Consider the following 25,692-nt stretch of genomic DNA (forward strand, 5'->3'; position numbering starts at 1 on the left):
ACCACATCTTTGAGAGGAGAACTCACATGAACACAGTTTTTTCCAATAAGAAAGCGATCGCGATATTTGTGCTTCCTACACTTCTCATTTTTTGCGGGATCGTCTTAATTCCGATTTTCGTATCGAGTTATTATAGCGTACTGGATTGGAATGGCGTCGGTAAGGGAACGTTTGTTGGACTAGATAATTATGTGGAGATGTTTACGGATTCCCGGGCTTTACTGTCGATCCGGAACTCCTTCCTGTTTGCGGCAGCGTCTGTTTTCATTCAATTGCCGATTTCTCTGTTGCTTGCCTTGATTTTGGCATCTTCGGTCAAAGGCGAGGGCTTTTATAGAACGGTGTACTTTATTCCGGTACTGATCTCCACCGTTGTGATCGCGCAATTATGGTCCAAAATCTACAATGCGGATTACGGCCTTTTAAATACATTGCTTGAGAATATTGGTTTGTCTGAATTAGCCCAGGACTGGCTCGGTCAGAAGAAGACCGCACTCGCGGCTTCTTTCATTCCAACCCTCTGGCAGTATGTCGGTTATCATATGCTCCTGATGTATGCCGGAGCGAAATCGATCTCGCAGGAAATCTTCGAAGCGGCGAAAATGGACGGGGCTTCCCGTATTCGGACGGCCTTCTCCATTACAATCCCGCTGATGAAGCCTATATTGAAAGTATGTCTTGTCTTCTCTATTATCGGAGCCTTCAAAGTCTTTGATCTGGTGTATGTACTTACGGGCGGCGGGCCGCTGTTTGCTACTGAGGTACCAAGCACGTTGATGTACACGACTATTTTTAATACGTACAGATATGGATATGGCAGCGCGGTGTCTGTCTTTATTATTCTAGAATGCTTGGTGTTTACAATCCTGATTAATAAATTCTTCAAGACCGAATAGGGGGGAGCATATTGAATACTGCAGAAGTAAGGTTGCCCAAGCGAGTCTTCTTGGGAAAATTCCTGTTGCAATTTTTTCTCATCATCGTAGCGTTCGTTCAGGTCTATCCCCTTATTTGGCTGGCGTTCTTCTCGTTGAAAGACAATAGTGAAATCTTCAGCGGCGATGTCGCGGGTTTCCCGAAGAAGCTTCTATGGAGTAACTATACCAAAGCGTTATCTGACGGTAATGTGATGAATTATTTCGGCAACAGCGTGTTGGTCACTGCGGCCTCTATCATCCTGGTGCTGATTCTCTCCTCGATGGCCGCTTACGCCATCACGAGAATGAATTGGAAGCTTAGCAACGCAACGATGACCTTGATTCTGCTTGGGATGATGGTTCCCATTCATGCGGCATTGCTGCCGCTGTTCATGGTGTTGAAGAGCTTGCACTTGCTGAATACTTACTGGTCGCTGATTATCCCGTATGTGGCGTTCGGGATTCCCATGGCGGTGTTCATTCTGGGAAGCTTCTTCAAAGGCGTCCCTCGCGAACTCGAAGAATCTGCGGTGATGGACGGATGCGGTGTCTACAGAACGTACTTCTCCATTATTCTTCCGTTGATTCGTCCGGCGATTGCCACCGTATCGATCTTTACCTTCCTTTCCTGCTGGAATGAACTGATGTTTGCGGTGACATTCATTAATGACACACATTATCAAACATTGACGGTGGGAATGATGTCGATGGTCGGAACCTACATTACGCAGTGGGGCATTATTGGGGCCGGGCTTATGATCACAACCATCCCAACGGTGATCATTTATTTGCTCTTAAACAAGCAAGTACAACAGAGCATGATTGCAGGTGCAGTGAAAGGATAAGGACAATTACAGGCGTGAAGGGAGAAACTTGCGATGAAGGCAACGATGACGGTAAGTGCTGACCAGGCCGTTGGAACGATCAGCCGCCATATCTACGGACATTTCGCTGAGCATCTCGGCCGTTGTATATATGAAGGGATCTGGGTTGGTGAGGATTCGCCGATTCCGAATACCCGAGGCATCCGGAACGATGTGGTGGACGCATTACGTGGTTTGAACATCCCGGTGCTTCGCTGGCCGGGCGGCTGCTTTGCCGATGAGTACCACTGGAAGGACGGCGTCGGCCCGCGAGAGCAACGCAAGCGGATGGTGAACACCCACTGGGGCGGCGTGGTGGAGAATAACCACTTCGGAACGCATGAATTTTTTGATTTGTGTGAACTGCTTGGTGCAGAGCCTTATATTTGCGGCAATGTCGGGAGCGGCACCGTGCAAGAGATGCAAGAGTGGGTCGAGTATATGACCTTCGATGGTGAATCGCCAATGGCCAACTGGCGCCGAGAAAACGGGCGGGAGAAGCCGTGGAAATTGAAGTACTTTGGCGTCGGCAACGAGAACTGGGGCTGCGGCGGCAATATGCGGGCGGAGTATTACGCTGACGAATATCGCCGGTATCAAACGTATGTCCGAAATTATGGGAAGAACCGGATCTATAAAATAGCCGGGGGCGCCAATGTCGATGACTACCATTGGACGGAAACGCTAATGCGTCTAGCTGGTCCGATGATGGATGGACTCAGCTTGCACAACTATACCGTGCCGGGTGGATTTGAGGTCAAACGCCCTGCGCTGGGCTTCGATGAGGCCGAATGGTTTGAGACGATGAAGCTGGCGCTTCATATGGACGAGTTAATCAAGCGCCATTCGGCGATTATGGACCAATATGATCCGCAGAAACGAATTGGGCTGATTATTGATGAATGGGGGAATTGGTTCCAGGTTGAGCCAGGCACGAATCCCGGCTTCCTGTACCAGCAAAACTCCATGCGGGATGCGCTCGTCGCCGGCTTGCATTTTCACATCTTCCATCGTCACTGCGATCGCGTCCATATGGCGAACATTGCCCAGACCGTAAACGTCCTGCAGGCGATGATCTTAACCGAAGGCGAGAAGATGTTACTGACTCCGACCTACCATGTCTTTGAAATGTTCAAGGTCCATCAGGATGCGGAAGCCCTCGCGCTTCACCTTGAGACAGATGAGTACCGTATGGGTGAGGATACCATCCCTCAAGTTAGCGGTTCGGCCTCTAAACGGGCAGACGGCACCATCGACATCAGTCTGTGCAACGTTCACCCGCATCAGCAGGCAGATGTCACGCTGCGGTTGCGCGGATTGGGAGAGGCCAAGAAGGTCGCGGGCCGCATCCTAACCCACACGGATATGAATGCCCACAATACCTTTGATCAGCCAGAGACAGTGAAGCCGCAAGATTTTGACGGGTTTACTGATGTAAATGAAGGCAGCTTGTCGGTCAAATTGCCGCCGATGTCGGTGGTGGTGTTGTCGTTTTCCTAGAGAGAAATGAGAGAGGTTAGAAGGCATTAAGCGAGTTAAAACGCGGATAATTGGAGGAATACCATCATGTCCAATGGGTCGTTGGTGCATCGGGTCCCCACCCGAGAGAAGGTCGTCGCCTTTACGTTCGACGATGGGCCCCATCCCGTATTTACGAGACAAGTGCTAGATATTTTCCGGAAGGTGAATGGGAAGGCGACATTTTTCATGATTGGTCAAGAGATGGATGCGTTTGAAGAACTCGCCAAGGAAGTTCATGCCGCTGGGCATGAGATTGGGAACCACACGTATTCGCATCCTGATTTAACGCTGTTGACTCAAGGGGAAGCGCGCGGGGAAATCAAACAGGCGAGCGAGCGGATTCGACGTGTGACCGGGCGTCATCCCTCGAGTTTCAGACCACCGTATTTTGCCGTGAATGAGGATGTGTTCTCGCTTGCAGCTGAGTTCGGATACGATGTGATTGGTTGCGTCAATGGCGAGGCCAAGGACTGGGAACAGCCCCAACCCGGCGTAGAGTACATCTTGGAGCAGACGAGGGCGACTGTTGATAACGGCAGCATCTTCCTGTTCCATGACGGGTATGGCGATCGTACTCAGACAGTTGAGGCCGTTCGGGTGCTTGTTGCGGAATTGGCTGACCAGGGGTATCGGTTTGTGACAATCCGTGAGTTAATGGAGTTAGCTGGCAACAGCTTGCTAAACTAGATTTTGATAATTGAGTTGCTTCGAATAGACGTCTTCGATCAGCAGATATTGCTGAAACGGAGGCGTCTTTTTTATAAAAAACCGAAATGCTGCTATTAATGTAAAATTTTAAATATGATTATATATCAAAAATCAATAAGGATAGATCATTGTTTTCGAATAGGCAAAAGCTTTATTTTTTAAATAGCATTGGAAGCGCTATCAGTGCAAAAGGATAACCAAGTTAATGAAATGGGAGGTGTCTGCTGGGTCGGGGGCGTAGGCTAAATGTACTGGAATAAGAATAGATCAATTATCATGCAAGGGAATCCACTTAGGGCTTAATGTTCATTTGTCGTTTGAAACACATATCCGTGAATCCGGCAAAGGGGGATCTGCATATGAAAAAATATTTGCTCATTTTATTCATCGTCGTCTTCATGACTGGACTCACCGCCTGCGGAGGCGGCAACAGTAATCAGGCGGGGAACACTGCTGCAGGAAGTGACACGGCTACAGGAAATGACTCTGCTGCAGGGAATGGTGCTAATTCAGAGCAAGAAATTTCCGGAGAAATTACAGTATTCGGATGGGGCGGCGGAGAGGAGCTTCAATCTCGAAAAGATGCTACGAAGGTCTTCAAGAAGCTATATCCTAAAGTGAAGGTGAATGAAGTATGGCTTCCGGCGGACAATGTTGATGTGAAGCTGGATGCAGCCCTGGCCGCAGGAAATGCCGGTGATGTGATCATGATGTCTCCAGACTGGAAGGGGCTGCGGACCAAGTGGTTTGAAGATCTGAACCCATACATTGAAAGGGATCAGCTAGATCTTGAGGCCCTGTTTACAGAAGGCGTTGACGGAGGATATGTGGATCCGGATGGAAAACGCGAAGGCATGCCGGCAACTGCTTCGGACTTTATGATTGCCTATAATAAATTTTCAACTCCCAATTTGGACTTGTGAATTATTTTCTATCTCTGTTCGGCATCAATGGGCCTAGTTGGTTGAGTGATACCAGATGGGCGATGCCGGCGATTATCATTATGGGGATTTGGACGATTGGCAATTCCATTATCATTACTCTCGCAGGACTGCAGGATATACCGGAAGCCCTGTATGAAAGTGCTGAAATAGATGGGGCCAACAGTTTCGTGAAAATCACCCGGATTACTTTGCCGTTGGTAACGCCAACGCTTTATTTCAACCTGGTCATGGGGATCATCGGCGGCTTCCAAATTTTTATGCAGCCCTACATTTTGACCGAAGGCGGTCCCAGCTATGCAACCTATACGTATATGATGCATATTTACAACAGCGGCTTTAAATATTACGAGATGGGTTACGCTTCGACCTTGGCCTGGTTATTGTTTATCGTCATCATGATTATTACTCAAATCGTAAACCGGACCTCCAGACACTGGGTATATTACGATAACTAATATGAGAGGTGCAGCCATGGAGGCTTATTATAGAAGTAAAAAAACCACCGACCGGATTACCACCGTGTTAAGTTATTTGGTGTTAACGGTCGTAGCTGTTATTTTTATCTTCCCATTTATATGGATGATTTCCACTGCTCTTAAAATTCCTTCAGAAGCTTATACCCTGCCTCCCAAAATCATTCCGAAGACGTTCACATGGAATAACTTCGTTGAAGGTTGGCAGTATGCGGATTTCACCCGGTATACATTGAACACCCTAACCGTAACGGTGCTTGCCACGCTAGGAACCGTTATTTCGGCTTCTTTGGTCGCTTATGGCTTTGCACGATTTAAATCCCGGTTTAACGGTGTACTGTTTACTGTCGTGCTTGCGACGATGATGCTCCCCAGTCAGGTGACTCTGGTTCCGACCTACCTCTTGTTTACCAAGCTGGGCTGGTTGGACACGTTAATGCCTTTGATTATTCCCTCCTTTTTTGGTGGAGGTGCGTTTAATATCTTTCTGCTGCGGCAATTCTTCAAGACGATTCCGAAAGACCTAGATGAAGCCGCATATATTGACGGCGCTAATGCTTTTCAGATCTATTACAAAATATTGCTGCCTGCTATCAAACCAGCTTTGATTACGGTGGGTCTCATGTCGGTGACCTTCCATTGGAATGACTACATGTCTCCACTGATCTATTTAAACAGTGATCATAACTTTACACTGGCAATCGGTTTGCAATTTTTCCAGAATTCCTTCGGTTCCTCACAGATTCAGATGCTGATGGCGGTATCCTTAATTACGGTCATTCCCGTACTCATTTTATTCTTTATCGGGCAAAAGTATTTTGTTCAGGGGATCACCATGACCGGCATCAAAGGTTAATTTCCAATGATTTGGTCTTATCATCATCTCTATTTATATTTGGACCGGTATTGAGCTTGGGATATTTCCTTGGCGAGGTACCGGTCATTTGCTTGAATTGTCTGCAGAAGTGCTCTACATTTCGATATCCGCACCGTTCCGCAATCTCTGCAACTGTGTAGTGACTATGTATGAGGTATTCTTTAGCTAAGCGAATGCGGCATTGAATCACATCATCCATACAAGAAAGTCCGAAGGTCTTCTTGTAGATGACTTGAAGATACCCTGGGCTGATGCTCAAAATTTCAGCCATTTCTGACACGGTCCAGGGGTGGGCAGGGTTATTATGAATGGCTGCCCGCAGCTTGATCAGGTTATAGTGCTGAGGAGCAATGTCTTCGCGGAAGTAAGACTCCAGCAATTTATTAAACAGCGTTCGGAGCAGATGATCAATGGACGATCTCCTGTAGTCTTTGTTGAATGAGTTCTCGATGACCAGCAGCTGGAACAGCTTGTGACAGTATTCAGGGTCATCTAATGGAAAGGGAATTCCAAAGGGCAAAGAGGATTCAATCACGTAAGGTTCATCGGTTTCAAAGCGGATCCAGTCATTGATATATTGTTCAGCACAAGCCCGGTAATATATTTTTTGATGCGGCTTATAAAGCACTGCACAGTGGGGCGGATATTCCTTCAAGCTTCCCTCTACCCAAAATAATGCGGGAGTTTGCGTGATGACTAATAACCAACAATCATGTCCATTCGGAATGTCAAAGACAAACTGGCTGTTATGTGTTGCATCGTACTCGACATAAAAAATGTTTGTCATCCTTTTCACCTTCGTGATTTTGTTTTTATCTATTATAAAAGGACAACTTTTGGACAACTATTGAAATATGAATAACGGTTCGTTGTCTTTTTTGAGGCCATTTCTGAAACATGGAGGGGCCTCTTTCATTTTTGTCTAAACCTGTTTTAAAGGGATAGGCAGCGTGGTGAATCTGAGTCACTCATTCATTGAGGTGTTACTTAATATATGTTAGTATTAAATTATGTAACATTATGCGGAGGGATTCTCTGTGGAGTTTGTTAATCCGATTCGAGACCTTGAAACCATTCAGGCGATGAAGGAGGAGTTGCGTAAACATTCGGTTCGAGACTTATTACTGTTCGTGCTGGGGATTAATACAGGTATCAGTTTGATCGATTTGCTAAATCTGACAGTCGAGGATGTGTGGGACGGGGAGAAGCCGAAGCAGTTCCTTTACGTGAAGAATGAACGAACAGGGGAAGATCAGGCGCATTATCTCAACTGCAATATCGGGGAAATTTTGAGGGAGTATTTGAGCATGATCGATTGGCAGCCAGGGGACTACTTATTCAAGTCCAAGAAGGATTGCCGGCCGATTACCCGCCAGCAGGCTTATCGCATTATTAATCGTTCGGCCAGAGAGGTGGGCATTTCGGAGAAGATCGGAACGCATACTTTGCGCAAGACCTTTGGTTATCATGCCTACTATAAAGGGGTGGCCATCTCGATCATTAAGTCGATCTTGCATCATCACTCTACCGCTGAAACCCTAAAGTATCTAGGGATTGATAAAAATGAAAGGTTGCCGATCAAAGTGGACGTTAATTTGTAACATTCCCGTTTGGCCATGACAAATCACAAAAAAACTCTCCACATAAAGCATGCGGAGAGTCTGTTATCCCTCATTCGTTAATATTCCCTTTTGCCTACTGTTCTTCTACGGCGACCCGATTCATCGCGGTTTGAATGTCCACATTTTTGAGTTCGTTGACGATTCCGTCTTTGACCAGGACCTGAAGCGTTTCAGCGTCCTTCATAAAGCGGAAGATGCCATTATCGAAATCCGTATTGGCTTCCTTGAAGAAGATCCCTTCATATTCGGCATCCTTGAGGTGGTTAAAGCTTAAGGTAAAATGATCGCCGTCTTTGATCAAGTAAGCACGAACTCCCTTTTCATAAATCCCTTCCTCGTCGGGAATATAACGGGCAACGGAAATCAGATGCAGGTCCACAAAGGGGATCTCCCGGATCAAGGCATTGATAATGGACCCTTTCGTCATTTGTTCCCAACGGCTCTGGGCCGTCTGTCCAAGGATGATTTGAGTAATGTTCTTCTCTCGAGCCACTTCGGCAATGACCTTATAAACAGGGCGGCTTTCATTGTCCTTCATAATAAACTGTGCTGTCGGGTGGGAATTGGCATACTCTTTCCACTGTTCGATATGAAATACCTTATCTGCATCCAATTCGTCGAAAGGTTTGGGATCTACCGTCAGTATATATAGCGGGGCCTTCATCAGGTTAGCAATTTTGCAACCACGTTTGATTAGTCGTTCTCCGTTCGGCCCATAATAAACGCAAACCAGAACACTTTCATTACATGGATGATCCATTTTGTATTATTCACCTCAAAGGATAATAATAGAGCGTTGCAATAAACTACGTACGACTATAATGGATGTTTCATCCCCCGTCAAATCGTATAATCGTCAGATTGATTCTCAGGTAAGGAGGATTGCGCTTGGTTACATTCTATACCTTCATTTTTCTTCCGTTGTTAAGTGCTATACTCGTACCCTTTCTGTATAAATACTTGAATCGTCAAGTCCATACAGGATGGTTTGTGCTCATTATCCCCCTATCCATCTTCGTCTATTTATTACAATATATACCCGATGTTGCAGGCGGGAAAACCTATGTCTATACGTTGCCGTGGATTCCGACGTTAGATATCCAGTTGACTTCTTATGTGGATGGACTAGGTCTCTTATTTGGGCTTCTGATTTCGGGTGTAGGGGCTCTGGTTATTCTCTATTCGGTCTTCTATATGTCCAAGGAGCGGGAGGCGCTCCATAACTTCTACATCTATTTGCTGATGTTCATGGGGGCCATGCTAGGCGTCGTATTCTCGGATCACCTTCTGGTCTTCTACGGCTTCTGGGAGTTGACCAGCGTGTCCTCGTTCTTATTGATCTCGTATTGGTTTGAGCGGCGAAGCTCCCGACAAGGCGCGTTGAAGGCGATGTTGATAACCGTGTTTGGCGGAATCGCCATGTTAGCGGGATTCATTATGTTGATTATGATGGCGGATACCTACAGCATTCGAGAATTGATTGCGAACGTGGATTTGATTCAAAATCATGTTTTGTTTATTCCGGCAATGCTGTGCGTGTTATTGGGGGCATTTACGAAATCGGCACAGTTCCCCTTTAGCATATGGCTGCCGGATGCGATGGAAGCACCCACTCCGGTCAGCAGCTATCTCCATTCCGCAACGATGGTGAAGGCAGGCATTTACTTGGTGGCGCGAATGACACCGATCTTTGGCGGCAGCTCGGTCTGGTTCTGGCTGGTCGCTGGTGTGGGGCTGATTACGCTGCTTTACGGTTCCTTAAGTGCGCTCAGACAGACCGATCTTAAAGCGCTCTTAGCTTATTCTACGATCAGTCAATTAGGATTGATCATGTGTTTGCTAGGGATCGGCTCGCTGGCAGTTTATTTTGGGCCTGGGGAGAGCGGAACGGTCTTTACGGTAGCCACCTTTGCCGCCCTATTTCATTTGTTTAACCACTCCACGTTTAAAGGCAGCTTGTTTATGGTCGTGGGCATTATTGACCATGAGACCGGTCGGCGGGATATTCGCTATTTGGGCGGCTTGCTGCAGGTGATGCCGGTGACGTTTACGATCGCCTTGGTTGGCGGTCTATCGATGGCTGGGTTACCGCCATTTAACGGCTTTTTGAGTAAGGAAATGTTCTTTGCAGCGGTCAATGAAGTTGCTGAGGCGGGAATCTTTGGGCTTAGCCATATCGGCTTATTGTTCCCGATCGTGGCTTGGGTAGCCAGCATATTCACCTTTGTGTATTGTATGATTTTTATCTTCAAAACCTTCGGCGGCAGCTTCCGTCCGGAACGATTGATGAAAGAAGTGCATGAAGCCCCTTTGGGAATGCTGATCTCACCGATCGTTTTGGGTGTGCTCGTGATTGTGATTTTCTTCTTCCCGAATGTTCTCGGAAAATATATTTTAACGCCCGCTTTGAACGCGGTATTGCCGATGATGTCTGTGACGGCCTATGATCTCAAAATCAGTGCGTGGCATGGCCTAAACCTTGAATTGCTGATGACCGTGGGCGTCATCCTCTTGGGGGTATTCCTCTTTCGGACAACGAAACGATGGATTCCGGCCCTTCGAAGCTTCCCGCAGAAGCTGACGCTAAATCACTGGTTTAATCAGGGGCTGGAAGGATCCGAGAAGTTCTCGCGATCGCTGACCGATGGATATATGACGGGTTCGCTGAGACATTATCTCATTTATATCTTTTCATTTTTTGTGATATTGCTAATGGCTTCCCTATTAGGATTCTATGGCTTGAGTCTTGATTTCTCCAAGGATGCTCCTATCGGGATCTTCGAAGCCGGACTGGTGGTGGCAATGATCATCGCGGCCTTCACCGTCTTGTTCGCCTCGAATCGTATCGTCGCAATTGTAGCTTTGGGGGCGATAGGGTATATGATTTCGATGTTCTTCGTCATCTTCAGGGCTCCTGATTTGGCATTAACGCAAATGGTGGTGGAGACGGTGACCACGGTTCTGTTCTTGCTGTGCTTCTACCATTTACCGAAGCTGAAGAAGAGCATCGAACGACTATCGTTTAAGCTGACGAATCTGATCATTTCCATGGCGATGGGATTAACGGTAAGTCTCTTGGCTTTAGCTGCGAACGGACATAAGCTGTTCGAGCCAATCACCTCGTTTTTCGAAAATGCCTATGAGCTGGCCGGGGCCAAAAATATCGTCAACGCCATCCTCGTGGATTTCCGCGGCTTTGACACCATGCTGGAGATATCCGTGCTGACGATCGCCGGGCTGGGCGTCTATCTCTTGGTTCATCAGCGTTCCAAAAGGAGGGAACCCAATGAAACCGAATGATGTGATTTTAAAAAGCGTCACCCGCGTGGCGGCCGTCATTATCTTAACCTTTTCGATTTACCTGTTCATGAACGGCCATCATCACCCGGGCGGCGGATTTATCGGCGGGCTGAGCACGGCATCGGCCATTGTTCTCCTGTACTTGTCCTATGGGATCGAGAAGGTGAGAGAGAACATCCGCATGGATTTTAAGAAGCTCGCGGCGATTGGGGTGCTGATCGCCGTGTTCACCGGCATGGCCGGGGTGATCTTCGGCGAGCCGTTTCTAACTCAAACCTTCGGCCACGTCGAATTGCCGATATTCGGGGATACTGAGCTGGCCTCCGCGCTGATTTTTGATACGGGGGTTGCCCTCGCGGTCATAGGGACGGCGGTAAATATCATTCTAAGCATAAGTGAGGATCGATAAATATGGAGACACTCATCGTCATACTCGTCGGGATACTCGTATCGATCGGCACCTATTTGATCTTATCCAAGCAATTGCTTCGCATTGTGTTGGGAACGTCGATTGTGAGCCATGCGGTGAATTTATTGCTGCTTACCTCCGGCGGGCTGAAGCGGGGGAGCGCCCCCCTGTTGGGCGAGAAGGAAGCCGGTTTTACAGATGCGATGCCTCAAGCTTTGATCTTGACGGCCATCGTCATTAACTTTGCCGTGACGGCACTAGTTTTAGTTTTATGTTATCGGGCCTATCAACATTTCGGGACAGATGACATGGAGCGATTAAGGGGACATGAGCATGAATAACTGGTTGATTGGTCCGGTGATTATTCCCCTGATCATGGGGATGCTTCTCATTGTTTTTCAAAAAAACCTCCGGCTTCAGCGGATCCTTGGCTTGCTTGCTCTGTTGGCGACGTGTGCGGTATCCATCCTGCTCATTCACCAGATCCAGACGGGTGGGATTCAGACGCTGCAACTCGGCGGTTGGGATGCCCCTTACGGCATTAGCTTCGTTGGCGATATGTTTAGCGCGCTACTGCTGCTTGCCACCTCGGTGGTTTCGATCGGGTGTTTGCTGTATGCCTTCCCGTCGATCGGGCGGAAACAGGAGAAGCTCTATTTTTATCCGTTGTTTTTGTTCTTGATCGTCGGCGTGAACGGGTCTTTTCTGACAGGGGACTTATTTAATTTATATGTCTTCTTCGAAGTATTTCTGGTCGCGTCGTATGTGTTGATCACGATGGGGGGAGCACGGCGGCAGTTTCGTGAAGCGCCAAAATATATTTTCACGAACATTATCGCTTCGGCGTTCTTCCTAATGGGGGTTGCCTACTTATATTCGATGACAGGCACGTTAAACCTCGCCCACTTGTCGATCCGGATCGCTGAGGCTGGTCAGGACGGGTTGATTACCACCGTAGCCTTGCTGTTCCTGATCGTGTTCGCCTTAAAGGCTGGGTTGTTGCTCTTCTTCTGGTTGCCAGGTTCCTATAGCGTACCGCCTACCGCCATTGCGGCCATCTTTGCGGCGCTACTCACCAAGGTGGGGATTTATGCCATCTTTCGGATGTTTACGCTCATCTTCTATCATGAGCCGCAGATCACTCATTTGACCATAGGAATCTTGGCGGCGGTAACGATGATTCTTGGAGGGCTTGGGGCAGTAGGCTTCGGGGATTTGAAGCAAATCCTCACCTACAATGTGATTATCAGCGTTGGGTTTATCCTGCTTGGCCTGGTCTCGATGACAGAGGAAGGCATGATGGGGTCTATCTACTATTTGATGCACGATATTCTGATCAAGGCCTTGATCTTTCTCATCGGCGGGACGGTGGTCTATCTGACGGGGACCAGCAGGTTACAAAACATCAGTGGTCTGATTCGACTTCACCCACAATTAGGTTGGATGTTCCTGATCGCCGCATTATCGATGGTGGGCATTCCCCCGCTCAGCGGCTTCCTCGGCAAAGTGTTTACGATTCAAGGAACCTTCGATTCTGGGGATTATTGGCTAGGGGGCATCGGTCTGGCCGCCAGTATGTTGATTCTATATTCCATGATCAAATTGTTCATGAGCGTCTTCTGGGGGGAGACCATTCTGTGCGTCGATGATGAGAAGGGTACGACCAAGGGGCTTATCCTTCCGATCGCGCTGTTGACCGCTGCTAGCCTGGCTTTAGGGATTGGTGCTGAAGGGGTGGCGGGTTATGTGACCCAAGCGGCACAGGAATTGCTTGATCCAAATCGATATATCCATGCTGTGATGGATTAAAGGGGGGACAGCCATGCCCATTCAGGTGCTGCTTAACATCTTTATTGCTTATCTGTGGATGTTTCTGCAGGATGAAACGAGCATTATCAACTTTATTGGCGGTTACATCGCCGGGGTGTTTATCCTATTTTGCATCCGCCGCTTCTTTAATAAGCCGTTCTACCTCTTTACATTGGCAGCGGTAGGCAAGCTATTTGTGATCTTCATTTATGAACTGGTGATCTCGTCGATGATGGTGATGAAGCACGTGCTCCGTCCCAAAGTCGATGTGAAGCCGGGGATCTTTAAGGTGGAGACGGATTTGGAAGGGGATTTGGAAGTGACCCTGTTGTCCTTGTTGATCTGTCTGACACCGGGCTCCGTTGTGATGGAGATTACCCCGGATGCGAAGACACTATACATTCACGGACTGAATATGCCAGAGTCCAAAGAGTCGGTACTGAAGTCCAAATCCGTGTTCGAGAAAGCGATAAAGGATGTGACCCGGAAATGATTTTTCAGACGATCTTGATCATCGCGTTATGTCTGTTACTGGCGGCGATCTTAGCTAACTTGTACCGCGTCGTCAAAGGTCCGTCCAGTGTGGATCGGATCATGGCGCTGGATTCCATCAGCATCAATTTAATTGCGAGTATCGCGGTATTCTCGGTATTGCTGCATACGCATGCGTTCTTTGATCTTATCTTGCTGATTGGGATTTTATCCTTCATCGGAACGGTGGCGTTTGCCCGGTTTATGGAAAGGGGTGCGGTCATTGAGCGGAAGCGGTGAAGTTGTAGGGGCGATTCTGATCCTCGCGGGGGCTGTCTTCAGCTTGATTAGCGCGATTGGCAATTTGCGTTTACCGGATGTGTACACAAGGTCTCATGCTGCATCGAAAAGTTCTACATTGGGTGTGCTGTGCGCTATGGTTGGCACTTTGCTGTATTTTATCATCGCCGAAGGCTATTTCAGTATTCGCCTGATCTTGGGGATCTTCTTCGTCTTTCTGACGGCTCCGGTGGCCGCCCATGTCATCAGCCGTGCCGCCTATCGTCACTGCGTGCCGTTAGCGGAGGAAACTGCCCAGGATGAGCTTCGAGAATACTACCAGCAGGATGAGAATTTCGAGGGGGAAGATCAGGTAGAGCCGGTGGAGCAAGAGACGGTGCTTCAAAGTACCTCCTAAGCCGATATTCGCCCATGTGAGGATTGTCATAGATGACAGTCGTTAAAATTTTAGATAATAATGAAGCGGCACAGGCCGCAGGAATCACATTGGTAAAAAGGGGCAAGTAGTATGGCTGTTCATCGGGGACCCGTAGATCAAGACGTGGTCATTGAGAAGGTTCGGAGTTTATTTACATGCCGGGTGTTGTGGAGCGAAGGGCGTCCCTGCCTGGAGTACGACAGCCGGGAAGAGCTCGATCGGATCTCTGAATACGTCAGAACGAATTTTGGGATGGAGCTGCTTGATGTTTTCTTTACGGCAGTCGAGAGCTTGCCGGATGATGATTAATGGAATAATCGCTTTGTAGTTAGCACCCTTAGGGGTGCTTTTTTTCTATATGGAACGAAGTTCCAAGGGGATGAGGGAATGTCTGGCCCTGTCGGAGAGACCCTATCGTTAAGGAGGAGCTGGTGATGATTACGGTACTGAATACAGATGGTCGGGAATTAACCCCTTGTACCCTGGACCGAGCTTGGCGGGAGGTGAATCGATCGCGTGCCGTTTGGATTAATGAGCAGACCATTCAGTTGTTATACAACCCTTTTCTGTTCCGGAAATATCGGAAGATCGCCTTAAAAAGAGACCGTTACACATGCCTATGGTGCGGACAGCCTGCAACAACGGTGGATCATCTGATCCCCTCCAGCAAGGGCGGTTCGGATCTGCCGCGCAACCTTATTGCCTCCTGCGGCGAGTGCAACTCAAGACGGGGGAATCGCCCGGCGTGGGAGTATTTTAGAGAGAAGATGGGTTCCATTCCCCGTCCCCTCAAGCTTGGTTTTCATATTTTGATAGCTTTAGGCTGCTCAAAGATCAAACCAAGATCTCATTAAATAATTCTATAACCGGAAAGAAAGGATTTCCCGGCCTTTGGGTGGAAATCAGTAGTGTACGATCAAAACGATTGGCGCTAGGGGAGCGAACGCGCCTGTCGGCCTGGGGTTAGATTCGGCTATTCCGGGTATATTAATTATGAAGACTTGATGAACTGAATTGACAGTGAGAATCATTAGCATATAATAATTAATATAAATAACCAGAAGAAAACAATAAAGATAAAAGGAGAGTTCAAATCATGTCGTTGATTGGAAAAGAAGTATTGCCTTTTAAAGCGCAAGCCTATCACAACGGGAAATTCATCGAGGTTTCCAACGAAGATTTCAAGGGAAAATGGAGCGTTGTTTGCTTCTATCCAGCGGACTTCACTTTCGTATGCCCAACTGAGCTGGAAGACTTGCAAGATCACTACGCTACTCTGAAGGAGCTTGGCGTTGAAGTATATTCCGTTTCCACGGACTCCCATTTCGTGCACAAAGCATGGCATGACAGCTCCGAAGCGATCGGCAAGGTTACTTACATTATGATTGGTGACCCAACTCACACAATTTCCCGTAACTTCGATGTATTGATCGAAGAAGAAGGCGTAGCTGACCGCGCTACCTTTATTATCGACCCGAACGGCGTGATCCAAGCGATTGAAATTACCGCTGGTGGTATCGGACGTGACGCAAGCACGCTGATCGACAAGATCAAAGCTGCTCAATACGTTCACAACCATCCAGGTGAAGTGTGCCCTGCGAAATGGAAAGAGGGCGCCGCTACTTTGAAACCAAGCCTTGACTTGGTAGGCAAAATCTAAGGAGACCCACTATGAAACTGGATGCAGACATTAAACAACAATTAGAGCAATATCTTCAGCTTTTGGAAGGGAATGTTCTGCTGAAAGTCAGTGCCGGAACCGATGCGGTTTCGAACGAGATGCTGGACCTCGTGAACGAGTTGTCCACCATGTCGGATAAAATTACCGTCGAGCAAACGAGTTTACCCAGAACCCCAAGCTTTAGCGTAAATCGCGTGGGGGAAGACACCGGCATCACCTTTGCCGGTGTTCCTCTGGGCCATGAGTTTACTTCCCTGGTACTGGCTTTGTTGCAAGTCAGCGGAAGACCACCTAAGGTGGAGCAAAATATCATTGATCAAATCAAAGCGATTAAAGGTGAATACCGCTTTGAAACATATGTGAGCTTGTCCTGCCACAACTGCCCGGACGTCGTTCAGGCGTTGAACCTGATGAGCGTGCTCAATCCTGGTATTTCCCATACCATGATCGACGGCGCGGCTTATAAAGATGAAGTTGAGAGCAAAGAGATTATGGCAGTGCCTACGGTATTCTTGAACGGCGAGTTGTTTGGCAATGGCCGGATGTCCGTTGAGGATATTTTGGCGAAATTGGGCGCTTCGGACACATCTGCGTTTGAAGGTAAAGAACCTTTTGACGTGCTTGTGATCGGGGGCGGACCTGCGGGCTCTAGCGCAGCGATTTATGCTGCACGCAAAGGCATTCGTACCGGGATCGTGGCAGAACGCTTCGGCGGCCAAGTCAACGACACCTTGGGAATCGAGAACTTGATCGGTACGAAATATACCGAAGGTCCGAAGCTCGCAGCAAGCTTGGAAGAACATGCGAAGGAATATGACATCGACATCATGACGTCGCAACGGGCGAAGAGTCTTCGCAAGAACGACTTGGTTGAAGTGGAATTGGAGAACGGTGCTGTGCTGAAGAGCAAGACCGTGATCATCTCCACAGGGGCCCGTTGGCGCAACATGAATGTACCGGGCGAAGCGGAATTCAAGAACAAAGGCGTGGCTTATTGCCCGCACTGTGATGGTCCGCTGTTCGCAGGCAAACGCGTGGCTGTTGTTGGCGGAGGGAACTCCGGCGTAGAAGCAGCCATCGACCTGGCGGGCATCGCCTCGCATGTAACCGTGCTTGAATACATGTCTGAGCTGAAAGCAGACTCGGTTCTGCAAGATCGTCTGAACAGCTTGCCAAATGCGACTGTGATTAAGAACGCGCAAGTGAAGGAAGTCACAGGCGACAGCAAGGTGAACGGACTGACTTACATCGACCGGGAAAGCGGCGAAGAGAAGCATCTGGAGCTGGAAGGCGTATTCGTTCAAATCGGTCTCGTACCGAACACTGAATGGTTGGAAGGCACGCTGGAACGCACCCGGATGGGCGAGATCATCGTCGACAACCGCGGAGCTACAACGATTCCAGGCGTATTTGCCGCCGGCGACTGCACGAATACGGCTTACAAGCAGATCATCATTTCCATGGGATCTGGCGCGACGGCAGCATTAGGTGCCTTCGATTACCTGATTCGCAATCAATAAAATATGGCGTTATCGATAAAGCCCGCTCATTGAGCGGGCCTTTTTGGTGTGCAAATCTAACGTTTTTTGACTATAGTCTCAAGTTTGTTGTCTAGATGAAAGCGCTATCTCTCCAATAAAATGAGGGTATCCAGAACAAAACAAGCTGAAGTGGAAAGAGGTGACCGCGTATGGACTCGAAGCTAAATGGAAAGCGCTTACGGACGCGTTGGCGCAAGCAAGACACGGAGCTGACCTTGTTGGCTTTGCCAACCACAATCTGGTACATCTTGTTCAGCTTCCTGCCGATGTTCGGTATCATCATTGCCTTCAAGAACTTCAAAATCACCGGCGGTTTTCTGAGCAATGTATTCAAGAGCCCATGGGCAGGTCTCAAGAACTTTGAGTTCCTATTCAAGTCCAACGATGCCTGGATCATTATCCGTAACACGATCGGCTACAACATTATTTTTATCGTTCTTGGAATTGTGATCCCTGTAGCCTTGGCATTAATGATCGGGATGCTTCACAACCGCAAGGCAGGCAAGGCGTATCAAACGATGATGTTCCTGCCGTACTTTCTCTCCTGGGTTGTCGTCTCGGCTGTGGGCTGGGCGTTCTTGAGCTTCGATAAAGGGATTTTGAATCAAATGCTGGCTGGTTGGGGAGTAGATCCCATCAACTGGTATATGGAACCGCAATATTGGCCTTACTTCTTGATTTTTATGAATGTGTGGAAGGGACTTGGCTACGGTATGGTTGTGTATTTGGCGACCATCGCGGGTATCGATAAAACTTACTACGAAGCGGCCGTCATCGACGGCGCCACCCTTTGGCAGCAGACCCGGTTCATTACGCTTCCCCTGATGAAGCTGGTCATCGTCATGATGTTCATCCTGGCGGTGGGACGCATCTTCTATACCGATTTCGGGCTGTTCTTCCAGGTGCCGCGGGATTCCAACTCCCTGTTTAATGTGACCACAACCATTGATGTTATGGTTTACAAGCAGTTGAAAACCGCAACGGTGGGGATGGCCTCGGCAGCAGCCTTCGTACAGTCGGTTCTGGGCTGTCTGATGATTCTGGCCGCGAACTGGACGGTTCGCAAAATCGATCCTGACAGCGCGATGATTTAAGGAGGTGCAGATATGGCAGCAAGAACGGTGTATGAAAACGGCCTGGACCGATTTAATCGTCCAAGTAAAGGGGTGAACGTGCTCCTTCATCTCCTTTTCTTCTTCCTGGCTTTGATTTGCGTCGTGCCGATGCTGGTGGTGTTGTCGATCTCGCTGTCCAGTGAGCAATCGATCCGGGAGAATGGGTATCACCTGATCCCAACGGCGTTCTCGGGAGAGGCTTACGGGTATATCGCCAAGCAAGGAACGGTTATTTTGCAGGCGTTAGGGATCTCGGTCTTCGTTACGATCGTCGGAACGGTGCTGGGCATTCTGCTCACCACCTCAATGGGGTACGTTCTGTCCCGGCCGAACTATAAGCTGAAGGGGTTCCTGACTTGGGTCGTTTTTATTCCGATGGTGTTTAACGGCGGTTTGGTCTCCAGCTACTATATCAATGCGAATATGCTGGGTTTGAAAGATACGGTATGGGCGTTGATTCTGCCTCTGGCGGTCTCCTCGTTTAATGTCATCATCTGTAAAACGTTCTTCAAAAGCACGATTCCGGATGGGTTAATTGAATCCGCGGAAATCGACGGGGCCGGCCAACTCCGGATCTTCTTCTCGATCATCCTGCCGATCTCGTTGCCGGTGATCGCTACGATTGGTTTGTTCCTATGCTTTGGTTACTGGAATGACTGGTTCCAATCGATGTTGTATATCAACAATCAGGACCTGTATTCCTTGCAGGCGCTGCTGAATAACTTGATGAGCAACGTTGACGCGCTGGCTCGAAATGCCTCGAGCCTGGGGATCAGCTACGCCGAGCTGGTGGCCACGATGCCTAAGGAATCGGCCCGGATGGCAGTAGCTATCGTTATCGTGCTTCCTGTCGCCTTTGCGTATCCGTTCTTCCAACGCTACTTCATTTCCGGGTTGACGGTAGGTGCGGTCAAAGGCTAATGCGAAATAAGCTGAGCTTGTCTCAGTTTATGAAATATATATTCAAAGGGAGGATATATCTATGAAAAGGTCTTTGAAGCTCATCTCTACTCTATGTGCTGTGATGCTTTTCTTGTCCGTTCTTGCGGCTTGCGGCGGCGGTTCAAACTCCAATTCTTCGTCGTCCAGCAATACGCCATCGGACACTTCTTCCAACACCTCTACAGATAACTCGACAACAACAGGTTCTGGGGAAATCCCGACCTTGGTGTGGTGGACGATTGGCGGACAAATTCCGGATAACTTCGAGAAAGCCGTCGAAGCGATGAATGAATACACCGCAGAAAAAATTGGCGTTAAAGTAGATATCAAGGTAGCCAGCTGGGGCGAGTGGGACACCAAAATCAATACGATTGTAAATACGGGTGAACCTTTCGACATTCTGTTTACCAACGTCTCCAAATACAATCAGCAAGTGACGATGGGCGCATTGGCGGACATCACCGAGCTGGTGCAAAGTGAGACGCCGGAGCTGTACAACTTCATTCCAGAGAAAGTATGGGATGGGACGAAGGTTGACGGCAAAATCTATGCTGTGCCAACCTATAAGGATTCTTCGATGACCCAATACTGGGTGTTCGACCACAAATATGTTGATAAATACGGCATCGACTTAAGCAACATCAAGACGTTGAAGGATCTGGATAAACCGTTCCACGATATGAAAGCAGGCGAAGGCAAGAGCTTCTATCCGTTGCCACTGACGCAAGGCGATGGGTTTAACGGATTCTTCAATCGGTATGACGATCTTGCACTGGGCTTCCCTCCGGTTGGCGTGAAGGTAGACGACGCTTCCCGTCAAGTCGTTTCCGTGCTGGAACAGCAAGATATCATGGATGAACTGAAGATTTTGCACCAATGGTACAAAGATGGCATTATCAATCCAGATGCTCCAACCAAGCCTGAAGCCGACAAAGGCCGTCCATTCTTCAGTGCACAAGGCTTCCCAGGCGCGGATATCACTTGGCAAATTAACGAAGGCGTCGAAAAGTACGATATGACGCAAGTTTATGGTCCGCTCTATACGACGGCTACGATTCAAGGTTCCCTCAACGGAATCTCGGCGAACTCGAAGTATAAGAAGGAAGCACTGAAATACCTGGAGCTGGTGAATACGGATCCGAAGCTGCGTAACATGCTGGCCTTTGGTGAAGAAGGCGTGGACTATGTGAAAGTAGATGGCGAGAAAGTGGTTGAACGGATTTCTGATACTTGGCCGCTGGCCGCTTATACGCAAGGCACATTCTTCAACATGGCAACAACCAAAGGGGCTCCAGAAGATCAATGGCAACAAGTTCAAAAGCTGAACGAACAAGCAACAGCTTCGGCCTTGCTGGGCTTCTCGCTCGACACAACGAATCTGCAAACGGAAGTGGCGAACGTAAAAGCAACATGGGATAAATACCGTTACGAGTTGCTGACGGGCGCATCCGATCCGGAGAAGATGGTACCGAAGATTGTTGAAGAACTTAAGAAAGCCGGGATGGATACGATCATGAAGGCAGCTCAAGAGCAAATCGATGCCTTCTTTCAATAAGAAATAAAGCCCGAGTAAGTGAGCCCGGACGGAGGAGGATTCCCCGTTCGGGCTTTCCCATATGATGATATAATGGGAATGAATGAGGGCAATGGAATCAGCGCCGCAAGACTAACGGTGAAGGAGGCGCGGGAGTGGGTTCCTTTTGGCAGATTAAAATCTATCGCAACAAATTCATTGCCTATACGGTGTTTGTCGTAGCCATCGGTCTCGTGCTGGGCCTTATGACCTGCGCGGTGCTCATCTATCAGTGGATCGAGGGGGCTCGTAACGAGGCGGTCAGCGCCTTCGGCCGGGTCGAGAGCGAACTGCAGTATGATACCGATCGTATTGAGGCTTATATGCAGCGGATCTATTCCAATGACCGCTTGATGACGGATGTCCGATATTTCTTGGGAAACACGGCGGAAGGGTATCTGACGAGCAGACTGGAATACAGCTTGTATAATGAGCCGTTGGTTTCCTTCCCTGAAGATATGAGGGCCTTCTTATACAGCTCGATGAAGGGGGATCTCACGCAAGTCAGTTTGCATACCGAGAACGGGGCCAACCTCGTGCGGTTTAGCAACAGCGGCAATGTCAGCTTTCGGTTTGGCGTTCCGAATACGGATGAGATTTTTCGCGAGAAATTGGAGAAAGGATTTGTGTACCGGAAGAAGCTGTCCGATCCAAACCAAATCTCTCGTCAGATTGGGGAATTTCGCTTCCTGATTGGCAGCGAACCGTTATTCCGAAAGATTCTTGGCTATAAATTGGATATCGCCGCTGCCGTCAGTGGTACGGGTGAAGTGTACATGATCACCGGGATGGATCACGGAACGCAGGAGATGATTCTGCGCGCCGCTGAAGAGACCCGCAACAGCGGATTTTCTTCCCTTGGCGGATTAAAAAATGTCTTCTTCATGAACTTCCATTCCACGAAGTTTGATTACCGTTTGATCATGCTTGTGGACTTGTCCCATCTGATGCGTGAGAAAGCGGGCATACTAGCCACCATCGTTGGCAGTGTCTTGCTGGCCATGATCAGCGTTCTGATGCTCATCAGCTACAACATGCGAGATGACGCCAGATTTTTGAAGCATATTATCAATTCCATTAAACGGGTCAAAACGGCCGATTTCACACCGAATTCCCCTGCCCGATATCGCCGTAACGAGTACGGGATGATTGCCCGGGAATTGGACGATATGGTTCATGAGCTGGACAAACATATCCGTACGGAATATTTGCTAAAGCTCAAGCAGCAGGAAACCGAGATGAAAGCGCTTCAGCATCAGATCAACCCGCATTTTCTCTATAATACGCTGGAGTCGATTCGATCTACCGCGTTGTTGCACAAGGACGTGGATACTGCGGATGCGATCGCGACCCTAGGCTCCTTGTACCGCGATATCGTCCACAAAGATAATATTATTACGATCGGCGAAGAACTGGAGCTGCTGCAGAAATTTTTAAGCATCATGGAGCTCAAATATCCGGGAAGATTCTATTATCAAATTGATGTGGAAGAGCCGCTGCTTGCCATATCCACGGTGAAATTTTGGATGCAACCGCTGGCTGAGAACTTCTTCGTGCATGGCTTTAATCCGAGCAGTGAATTTAATTTGCTCGTCGTGAATGGCTGGGAGGAGGAAGGGCGCTTCGTTCTCGAATTTGTGGATAATGGCAAAAGTATACCTGAAGCGCGCTTGGAGGAAGTGAGACGATGTCTTTACAGCAGAGAGGATGCCCCCGTTCGGAGCATTGGGCTAAGGAATGTGTATACTCGGCTGAGCTTTTTCTATGGGGACGCTTTTCGGATGGAAATTGAGAATAATGAGGAAGCAGGAGTCAAAATTACCGTAATCATCTCAAAGGGGTGACTGCAGGATGTACAAACTTCTGATCGTAGATGATGAACCGCAGATTCTGGAGGGGATGAAGCGAACCCTGAATTGGGAAGAGTACGGCTTCCACCTGATCGAGACGTGTGAAACGAGGGAAGATGCGATCGCTAAATCTGTGGAGATTATACCGGACATCGCTATCTTCGACGTACGTATCGGCCCGGATCTCGGTTATGAGATTATCCAAAAGCTCAATGAGCTGCGTCTTCCAACCCAATATATCATTATGAGCGGGTACAGCGAGTTTGAATATGCCCAAGCGGCGATCCGTTGCGGCGTGAAGGACTATCTGCTCAAGCCCGTCGATCGTTCCAAGCTGCAGACGGTGATTGAGAAGATCATTGTGGAGGACCTGAACGGGGACTTGGACGGGATTCACAAGCAAGATCTGAATATAGACCCGATCCTGGGCATTCCTTACGAGGAACTGTCCAAGCTTACGAACCGCATATTGCTGATGGTGAAGGCGGAATACGCTCAGAACATTACCCTGAAGTCGGTAGCTGAGCGGTTTCGCATGAACAGCACGTACCTGGGGCAGCTGTTTCTAAAGGAAACCCGCATGAAGTTTTCGGAGTATTTGATGGCTTACCGGATGCTGCAAGCGAAGGAACAGATCCTGACCACCAACGAGAAGATTTCCAGTATTGCGCATAGTGTCGGGTATCCGAATTTGAATTATTTTTATACCCAGTTTCAAGGATACTTTGGCATGTCCCCATCAGATTTACGGAAAAAAAGCTAGTCTCCTCGTAGCGGAAAGGAGGATGTTATGCAGCAGCCCTCTTGGTTCAGACACCTGACCCTATGCGCGGTGGTCGCCGGCTTGTTAGCCTTGTTGGCCGTGGGTTGTTCCCTTTTTTCGGATAAAGGGGCTACGGCGCCCCATGGGGACATGGTCAATCTGGTCTACTATACGATTGGAGAGCCGGATCCGGATCTGGAGTTGGTGAATGCCAAAATCAATGAAGTGTTGGCCAAGAAAATCGGCATCACGATCACCTATAACAAGGTCGGATGGCAGGAATACGAAAACCGCCTGAACGCCATGGTATCGGCAGGAACTCCCTTCGACATCGCTTACGCCCCTGAGTTCACGACATATGTCAAACGCGGGGCCTGGCTGCGGCTGGATGACTATCTGTCCAATACGGGCAAGGATATGTATGATGTGATTGACCCGATCTTTTGGGAAGGGGTGCGCATGGACGACGGGGGGATCTACGGGGTGCCGACCAACAAGGAACTCGCGGTCCGCCAACAATGGATGTATCCGGAAGAGCTGGTGAGCAAGTATAACCTCGATATTACGAAGTACAACACGTTGGAATCCCTGGAGCCGTTGCTGCAGATGATCCAGCAGAAGGAACCTGAGTATCTGCCAATGGAGCTGGATAAAGACTCCCATAACTTCTTCGCTTTACATGGTTATGAGTATGTTATTGATAAGGAACTCCCGTTGATGGTACGGTCACTAGAGCCGACCCCTCAGGTTGTGAACATCTTCGAAACGGAGGAAGCCCGGCAGGTGATGGATACGCTGCGGCATTATTATCAGGCCGGCTACATCAATGAGGATGCGGCTTTGAGGGAAAGTCAGGAACTGGAGCGGGGCAAAAAGGTGTTCTGGAAGGCGTCGAGCGGCGGTCCCTTGTCCGATCATAGCTGGAGTAAGGATCGCGGCTACAGAGTGGTGGCGCATCCCGTCACGACCGAGGTGGTCACGACCGAGGACGTGCGGGGAGGCGTTATGGCTGTGAGCGCCGATACGAAGTACCCGGTCGAATGTATCAAGTTCCTGAATCTGCTGAATACCGATCCTGAGGTGCGGAACCTGTTCAACTATGGGATCGAAGGCGTGCATTACACGATAGACAAGAACGGCCAAGTCGTGCTGATCCCAAGGAAGGATGCCGACGGTAACCCGATTCCGGACGCTTTGCCAGGGTATACGGGCGTGACCTATACCCAAGGCAACTGGTTCATTCTGAAGACGCGAGGCGGAGACGATCCGGAGCCGTTAAACAAATGGGAGGAGTTCCGCGCCTCGAACGCCCGGGCCGTGAAGTCCAGCACGTTTGGGTTTACGCCGGATTTATCAATGATGCCGATCCAGATCCAGAACATTAAGATGGTATGGCAAAAATATTATCCCAGCCTCATGACCGGCAGCGTAGACGTCGACACGGAGCTTCCGAAGTTTAATGAGGAGCTGAAGCAGGCGGGATTGGACGAGGTTCGGGCCGAGATCCAGAAGCAGCTGGATGCCTGGAGCGCCTCGAAGCAACAGTGAGTCTGAAAAAAACGGCGGTGCAAGGAGTTGGAATCCTGGCACCGCCG

The 25,692-nt window shown here is 48.8% G+C and carries 27 protein-coding genes; 25 read left to right on the forward strand and 2 right to left on the reverse strand.

Annotated elements, in window-relative coordinates:
* Nucleotides 1–26: 26 nt before the first annotated feature.
* From PBA01S_RS06140 to PBA01S_RS06170, 7 genes are all read left to right on the forward strand, one after another.
* Nucleotides 27–896 carry a carbohydrate ABC transporter permease gene (locus PBA01S_RS06140; protein WP_009224913.1) on the forward strand — a complete coding sequence of 290 codons (870 nt, stop codon included), beginning with the start codon at nucleotides 27–29 and terminating at the stop codon, nucleotides 894–896.
* An 11-nt stretch (nucleotides 897–907) separates the two neighbouring features.
* On the forward strand, nucleotides 908–1,762 hold the full coding sequence (locus tag PBA01S_RS06145) for a carbohydrate ABC transporter permease (RefSeq protein WP_051416888.1): 855 nt from the start codon (nucleotides 908–910) through the stop codon (nucleotides 1,760–1,762).
* Nucleotides 1,763–1,795: 33 nt separating this feature from the next.
* Complete coding sequence (locus tag PBA01S_RS06150) at nucleotides 1,796–3,280, forward strand: alpha-N-arabinofuranosidase (protein ID WP_127575563.1); 1,485 nt, start codon at nucleotides 1,796–1,798, stop codon at nucleotides 3,278–3,280.
* A 66-nt stretch (nucleotides 3,281–3,346) separates the two neighbouring features.
* Nucleotides 3,347–3,988 carry a polysaccharide deacetylase family protein gene (locus tag PBA01S_RS06155; protein ID WP_028538605.1) on the forward strand — a complete coding sequence of 214 codons (642 nt, stop codon included), beginning with the start codon at nucleotides 3,347–3,349 and terminating at the stop codon, nucleotides 3,986–3,988.
* A gap of 380 nt (nucleotides 3,989–4,368) precedes the next feature.
* A complete protein-coding gene (locus PBA01S_RS06160) occupies nucleotides 4,369–4,932 on the forward strand; it encodes an ABC transporter substrate-binding protein (protein WP_164744096.1) in 564 nt (187 codons plus the stop codon).
* Nucleotides 4,929–5,408: a carbohydrate ABC transporter permease gene (locus PBA01S_RS06165; RefSeq protein ID WP_255315296.1), complete on the forward strand. Its 480-nt coding sequence runs from the start codon at nucleotides 4,929–4,931 to the stop codon at nucleotides 5,406–5,408. Before PBA01S_RS06160 ends, PBA01S_RS06165 begins: the two co-directional genes overlap by 4 nt.
* Before the next feature lie 16 nt (nucleotides 5,409–5,424).
* Nucleotides 5,425–6,282 carry a carbohydrate ABC transporter permease gene (locus PBA01S_RS06170; RefSeq protein WP_036699856.1) on the forward strand — a complete coding sequence of 286 codons (858 nt, stop codon included), beginning with the start codon at nucleotides 5,425–5,427 and terminating at the stop codon, nucleotides 6,280–6,282.
* Here the strand turns inward: PBA01S_RS06170 and PBA01S_RS06175 are convergent.
* Nucleotides 6,272–7,090, reverse strand: coding sequence for a helix-turn-helix transcriptional regulator (locus PBA01S_RS06175; RefSeq protein WP_016313900.1), 819 nt, complete (start codon nucleotides 7,088–7,090; stop codon nucleotides 6,272–6,274). The two genes, PBA01S_RS06170 and PBA01S_RS06175, sit on opposite strands and share 11 nt — an antisense overlap.
* A gap of 250 nt (nucleotides 7,091–7,340) precedes the next feature.
* Here PBA01S_RS06175 and PBA01S_RS06180 point away from each other — a divergent pair, with 250 nt between their 5' ends.
* Nucleotides 7,341–7,904, forward strand: coding sequence for a tyrosine-type recombinase/integrase (locus tag PBA01S_RS06180; RefSeq protein ID WP_016313899.1), 564 nt, complete (start codon nucleotides 7,341–7,343; stop codon nucleotides 7,902–7,904).
* A 94-nt stretch (nucleotides 7,905–7,998) separates the two neighbouring features.
* On the opposite strand, the gene PBA01S_RS06185 is transcribed toward PBA01S_RS06180, so the two are convergent.
* Entirely contained in the window at nucleotides 7,999–8,685 is a 687-nt protein-coding gene (locus PBA01S_RS06185) for a universal stress protein (RefSeq protein WP_016313898.1), read from the reverse strand.
* Nucleotides 8,686–8,813: 128 nt separating this feature from the next.
* Here PBA01S_RS06185 and PBA01S_RS06190 point away from each other — a divergent pair, with 128 nt between their 5' ends.
* The 17 genes from PBA01S_RS06190 (at nucleotide 8,814) to PBA01S_RS06270 (ending at nucleotide 25,645) form a co-directional block, all read left to right on the forward strand.
* Complete coding sequence (locus PBA01S_RS06190) at nucleotides 8,814–11,225, forward strand: Na+/H+ antiporter subunit A (protein WP_036699853.1); 2,412 nt, start codon at nucleotides 8,814–8,816, stop codon at nucleotides 11,223–11,225.
* Entirely contained in the window at nucleotides 11,212–11,634 is a 423-nt protein-coding gene (locus tag PBA01S_RS06195; protein WP_016313896.1) for a Na(+)/H(+) antiporter subunit B, read from the forward strand. The genes PBA01S_RS06190 and PBA01S_RS06195 overlap by 14 nt, the downstream gene beginning before the upstream one ends.
* A gap of 2 nt (nucleotides 11,635–11,636) precedes the next feature.
* The gene (locus PBA01S_RS06200; protein ID WP_028538600.1) at nucleotides 11,637–11,975 is read left to right on the forward strand and encodes a Na(+)/H(+) antiporter subunit C; all 339 of its coding nucleotides are present in this window, start codon (nucleotides 11,637–11,639) and stop codon (nucleotides 11,973–11,975) included.
* On the forward strand, nucleotides 11,968–13,443 hold the full coding sequence (locus PBA01S_RS06205) for a Na+/H+ antiporter subunit D (protein WP_218027428.1): 1,476 nt from the start codon (nucleotides 11,968–11,970) through the stop codon (nucleotides 13,441–13,443). Before PBA01S_RS06200 ends, PBA01S_RS06205 begins: the two co-directional genes overlap by 8 nt.
* 13 nt (nucleotides 13,444–13,456) lie before the next feature.
* A complete protein-coding gene (locus PBA01S_RS06210) occupies nucleotides 13,457–13,936 on the forward strand; it encodes a Na+/H+ antiporter subunit E (RefSeq protein WP_028538598.1) in 480 nt (159 codons plus the stop codon).
* The gene (locus PBA01S_RS06215) at nucleotides 13,933–14,214 is read left to right on the forward strand and encodes a Na(+)/H(+) antiporter subunit F1 (RefSeq protein WP_016313892.1); all 282 of its coding nucleotides are present in this window, start codon (nucleotides 13,933–13,935) and stop codon (nucleotides 14,212–14,214) included. The genes PBA01S_RS06210 and PBA01S_RS06215 overlap by 4 nt, the downstream gene beginning before the upstream one ends.
* Nucleotides 14,198–14,611, forward strand: coding sequence for a monovalent cation/H(+) antiporter subunit G (gene mnhG, locus PBA01S_RS06220; protein ID WP_036625680.1), 414 nt, complete (start codon nucleotides 14,198–14,200; stop codon nucleotides 14,609–14,611). The genes PBA01S_RS06215 and mnhG overlap by 17 nt, the downstream gene beginning before the upstream one ends.
* Nucleotides 14,612–14,722: 111 nt before the next feature.
* Complete coding sequence (locus tag PBA01S_RS06225) at nucleotides 14,723–14,941, forward strand: hypothetical protein (protein WP_016313890.1); 219 nt, start codon at nucleotides 14,723–14,725, stop codon at nucleotides 14,939–14,941.
* 125 nt (nucleotides 14,942–15,066) lie between these two features.
* Entirely contained in the window at nucleotides 15,067–15,486 is a 420-nt protein-coding gene (locus PBA01S_RS06230; protein ID WP_036699844.1) for an HNH endonuclease, read from the forward strand.
* A 242-nt stretch (nucleotides 15,487–15,728) separates the two neighbouring features.
* Complete coding sequence (gene ahpC, locus PBA01S_RS06235; RefSeq protein WP_028538594.1) at nucleotides 15,729–16,292, forward strand: alkyl hydroperoxide reductase subunit C; 564 nt, start codon at nucleotides 15,729–15,731, stop codon at nucleotides 16,290–16,292.
* 11 nt (nucleotides 16,293–16,303) lie between these two features.
* Nucleotides 16,304–17,833 carry an alkyl hydroperoxide reductase subunit F gene (gene ahpF, locus PBA01S_RS06240; protein WP_028538593.1) on the forward strand — a complete coding sequence of 510 codons (1,530 nt, stop codon included), beginning with the start codon at nucleotides 16,304–16,306 and terminating at the stop codon, nucleotides 17,831–17,833.
* 170 nt (nucleotides 17,834–18,003) lie between these two features.
* Nucleotides 18,004–18,948: an ABC transporter permease gene (locus PBA01S_RS06245; protein ID WP_016313886.1), complete on the forward strand. Its 945-nt coding sequence runs from the start codon at nucleotides 18,004–18,006 to the stop codon at nucleotides 18,946–18,948.
* A gap of 12 nt (nucleotides 18,949–18,960) precedes the next feature.
* Nucleotides 18,961–19,890, forward strand: coding sequence for a carbohydrate ABC transporter permease (locus PBA01S_RS06250; protein WP_016313885.1), 930 nt, complete (start codon nucleotides 18,961–18,963; stop codon nucleotides 19,888–19,890).
* A 61-nt stretch (nucleotides 19,891–19,951) separates the two neighbouring features.
* Complete coding sequence (locus tag PBA01S_RS06255; protein ID WP_028538592.1) at nucleotides 19,952–21,466, forward strand: ABC transporter substrate-binding protein; 1,515 nt, start codon at nucleotides 19,952–19,954, stop codon at nucleotides 21,464–21,466.
* Between the two features lie 134 nt (nucleotides 21,467–21,600).
* On the forward strand, nucleotides 21,601–23,328 hold the full coding sequence (locus PBA01S_RS06260; RefSeq protein ID WP_085169396.1) for a sensor histidine kinase: 1,728 nt from the start codon (nucleotides 21,601–21,603) through the stop codon (nucleotides 23,326–23,328).
* Between the two features lie 7 nt (nucleotides 23,329–23,335).
* Nucleotides 23,336–24,097, forward strand: coding sequence for a response regulator transcription factor (locus PBA01S_RS06265; protein WP_016313882.1), 762 nt, complete (start codon nucleotides 23,336–23,338; stop codon nucleotides 24,095–24,097).
* Between the two features lie 27 nt (nucleotides 24,098–24,124).
* A complete protein-coding gene (locus PBA01S_RS06270; protein WP_028538590.1) occupies nucleotides 24,125–25,645 on the forward strand; it encodes an ABC transporter substrate-binding protein in 1,521 nt (506 codons plus the stop codon).
* Nucleotides 25,646–25,692: the final 47 nt, after the last annotated feature.

The sequence above is a fragment of the Paenibacillus barengoltzii NBRC 101215 genome (assembly GCF_004000745.1).
Taxonomy (GTDB): domain Bacteria; phylum Bacillota; class Bacilli; order Paenibacillales; family Paenibacillaceae; genus Fontibacillus; species Fontibacillus barengoltzii.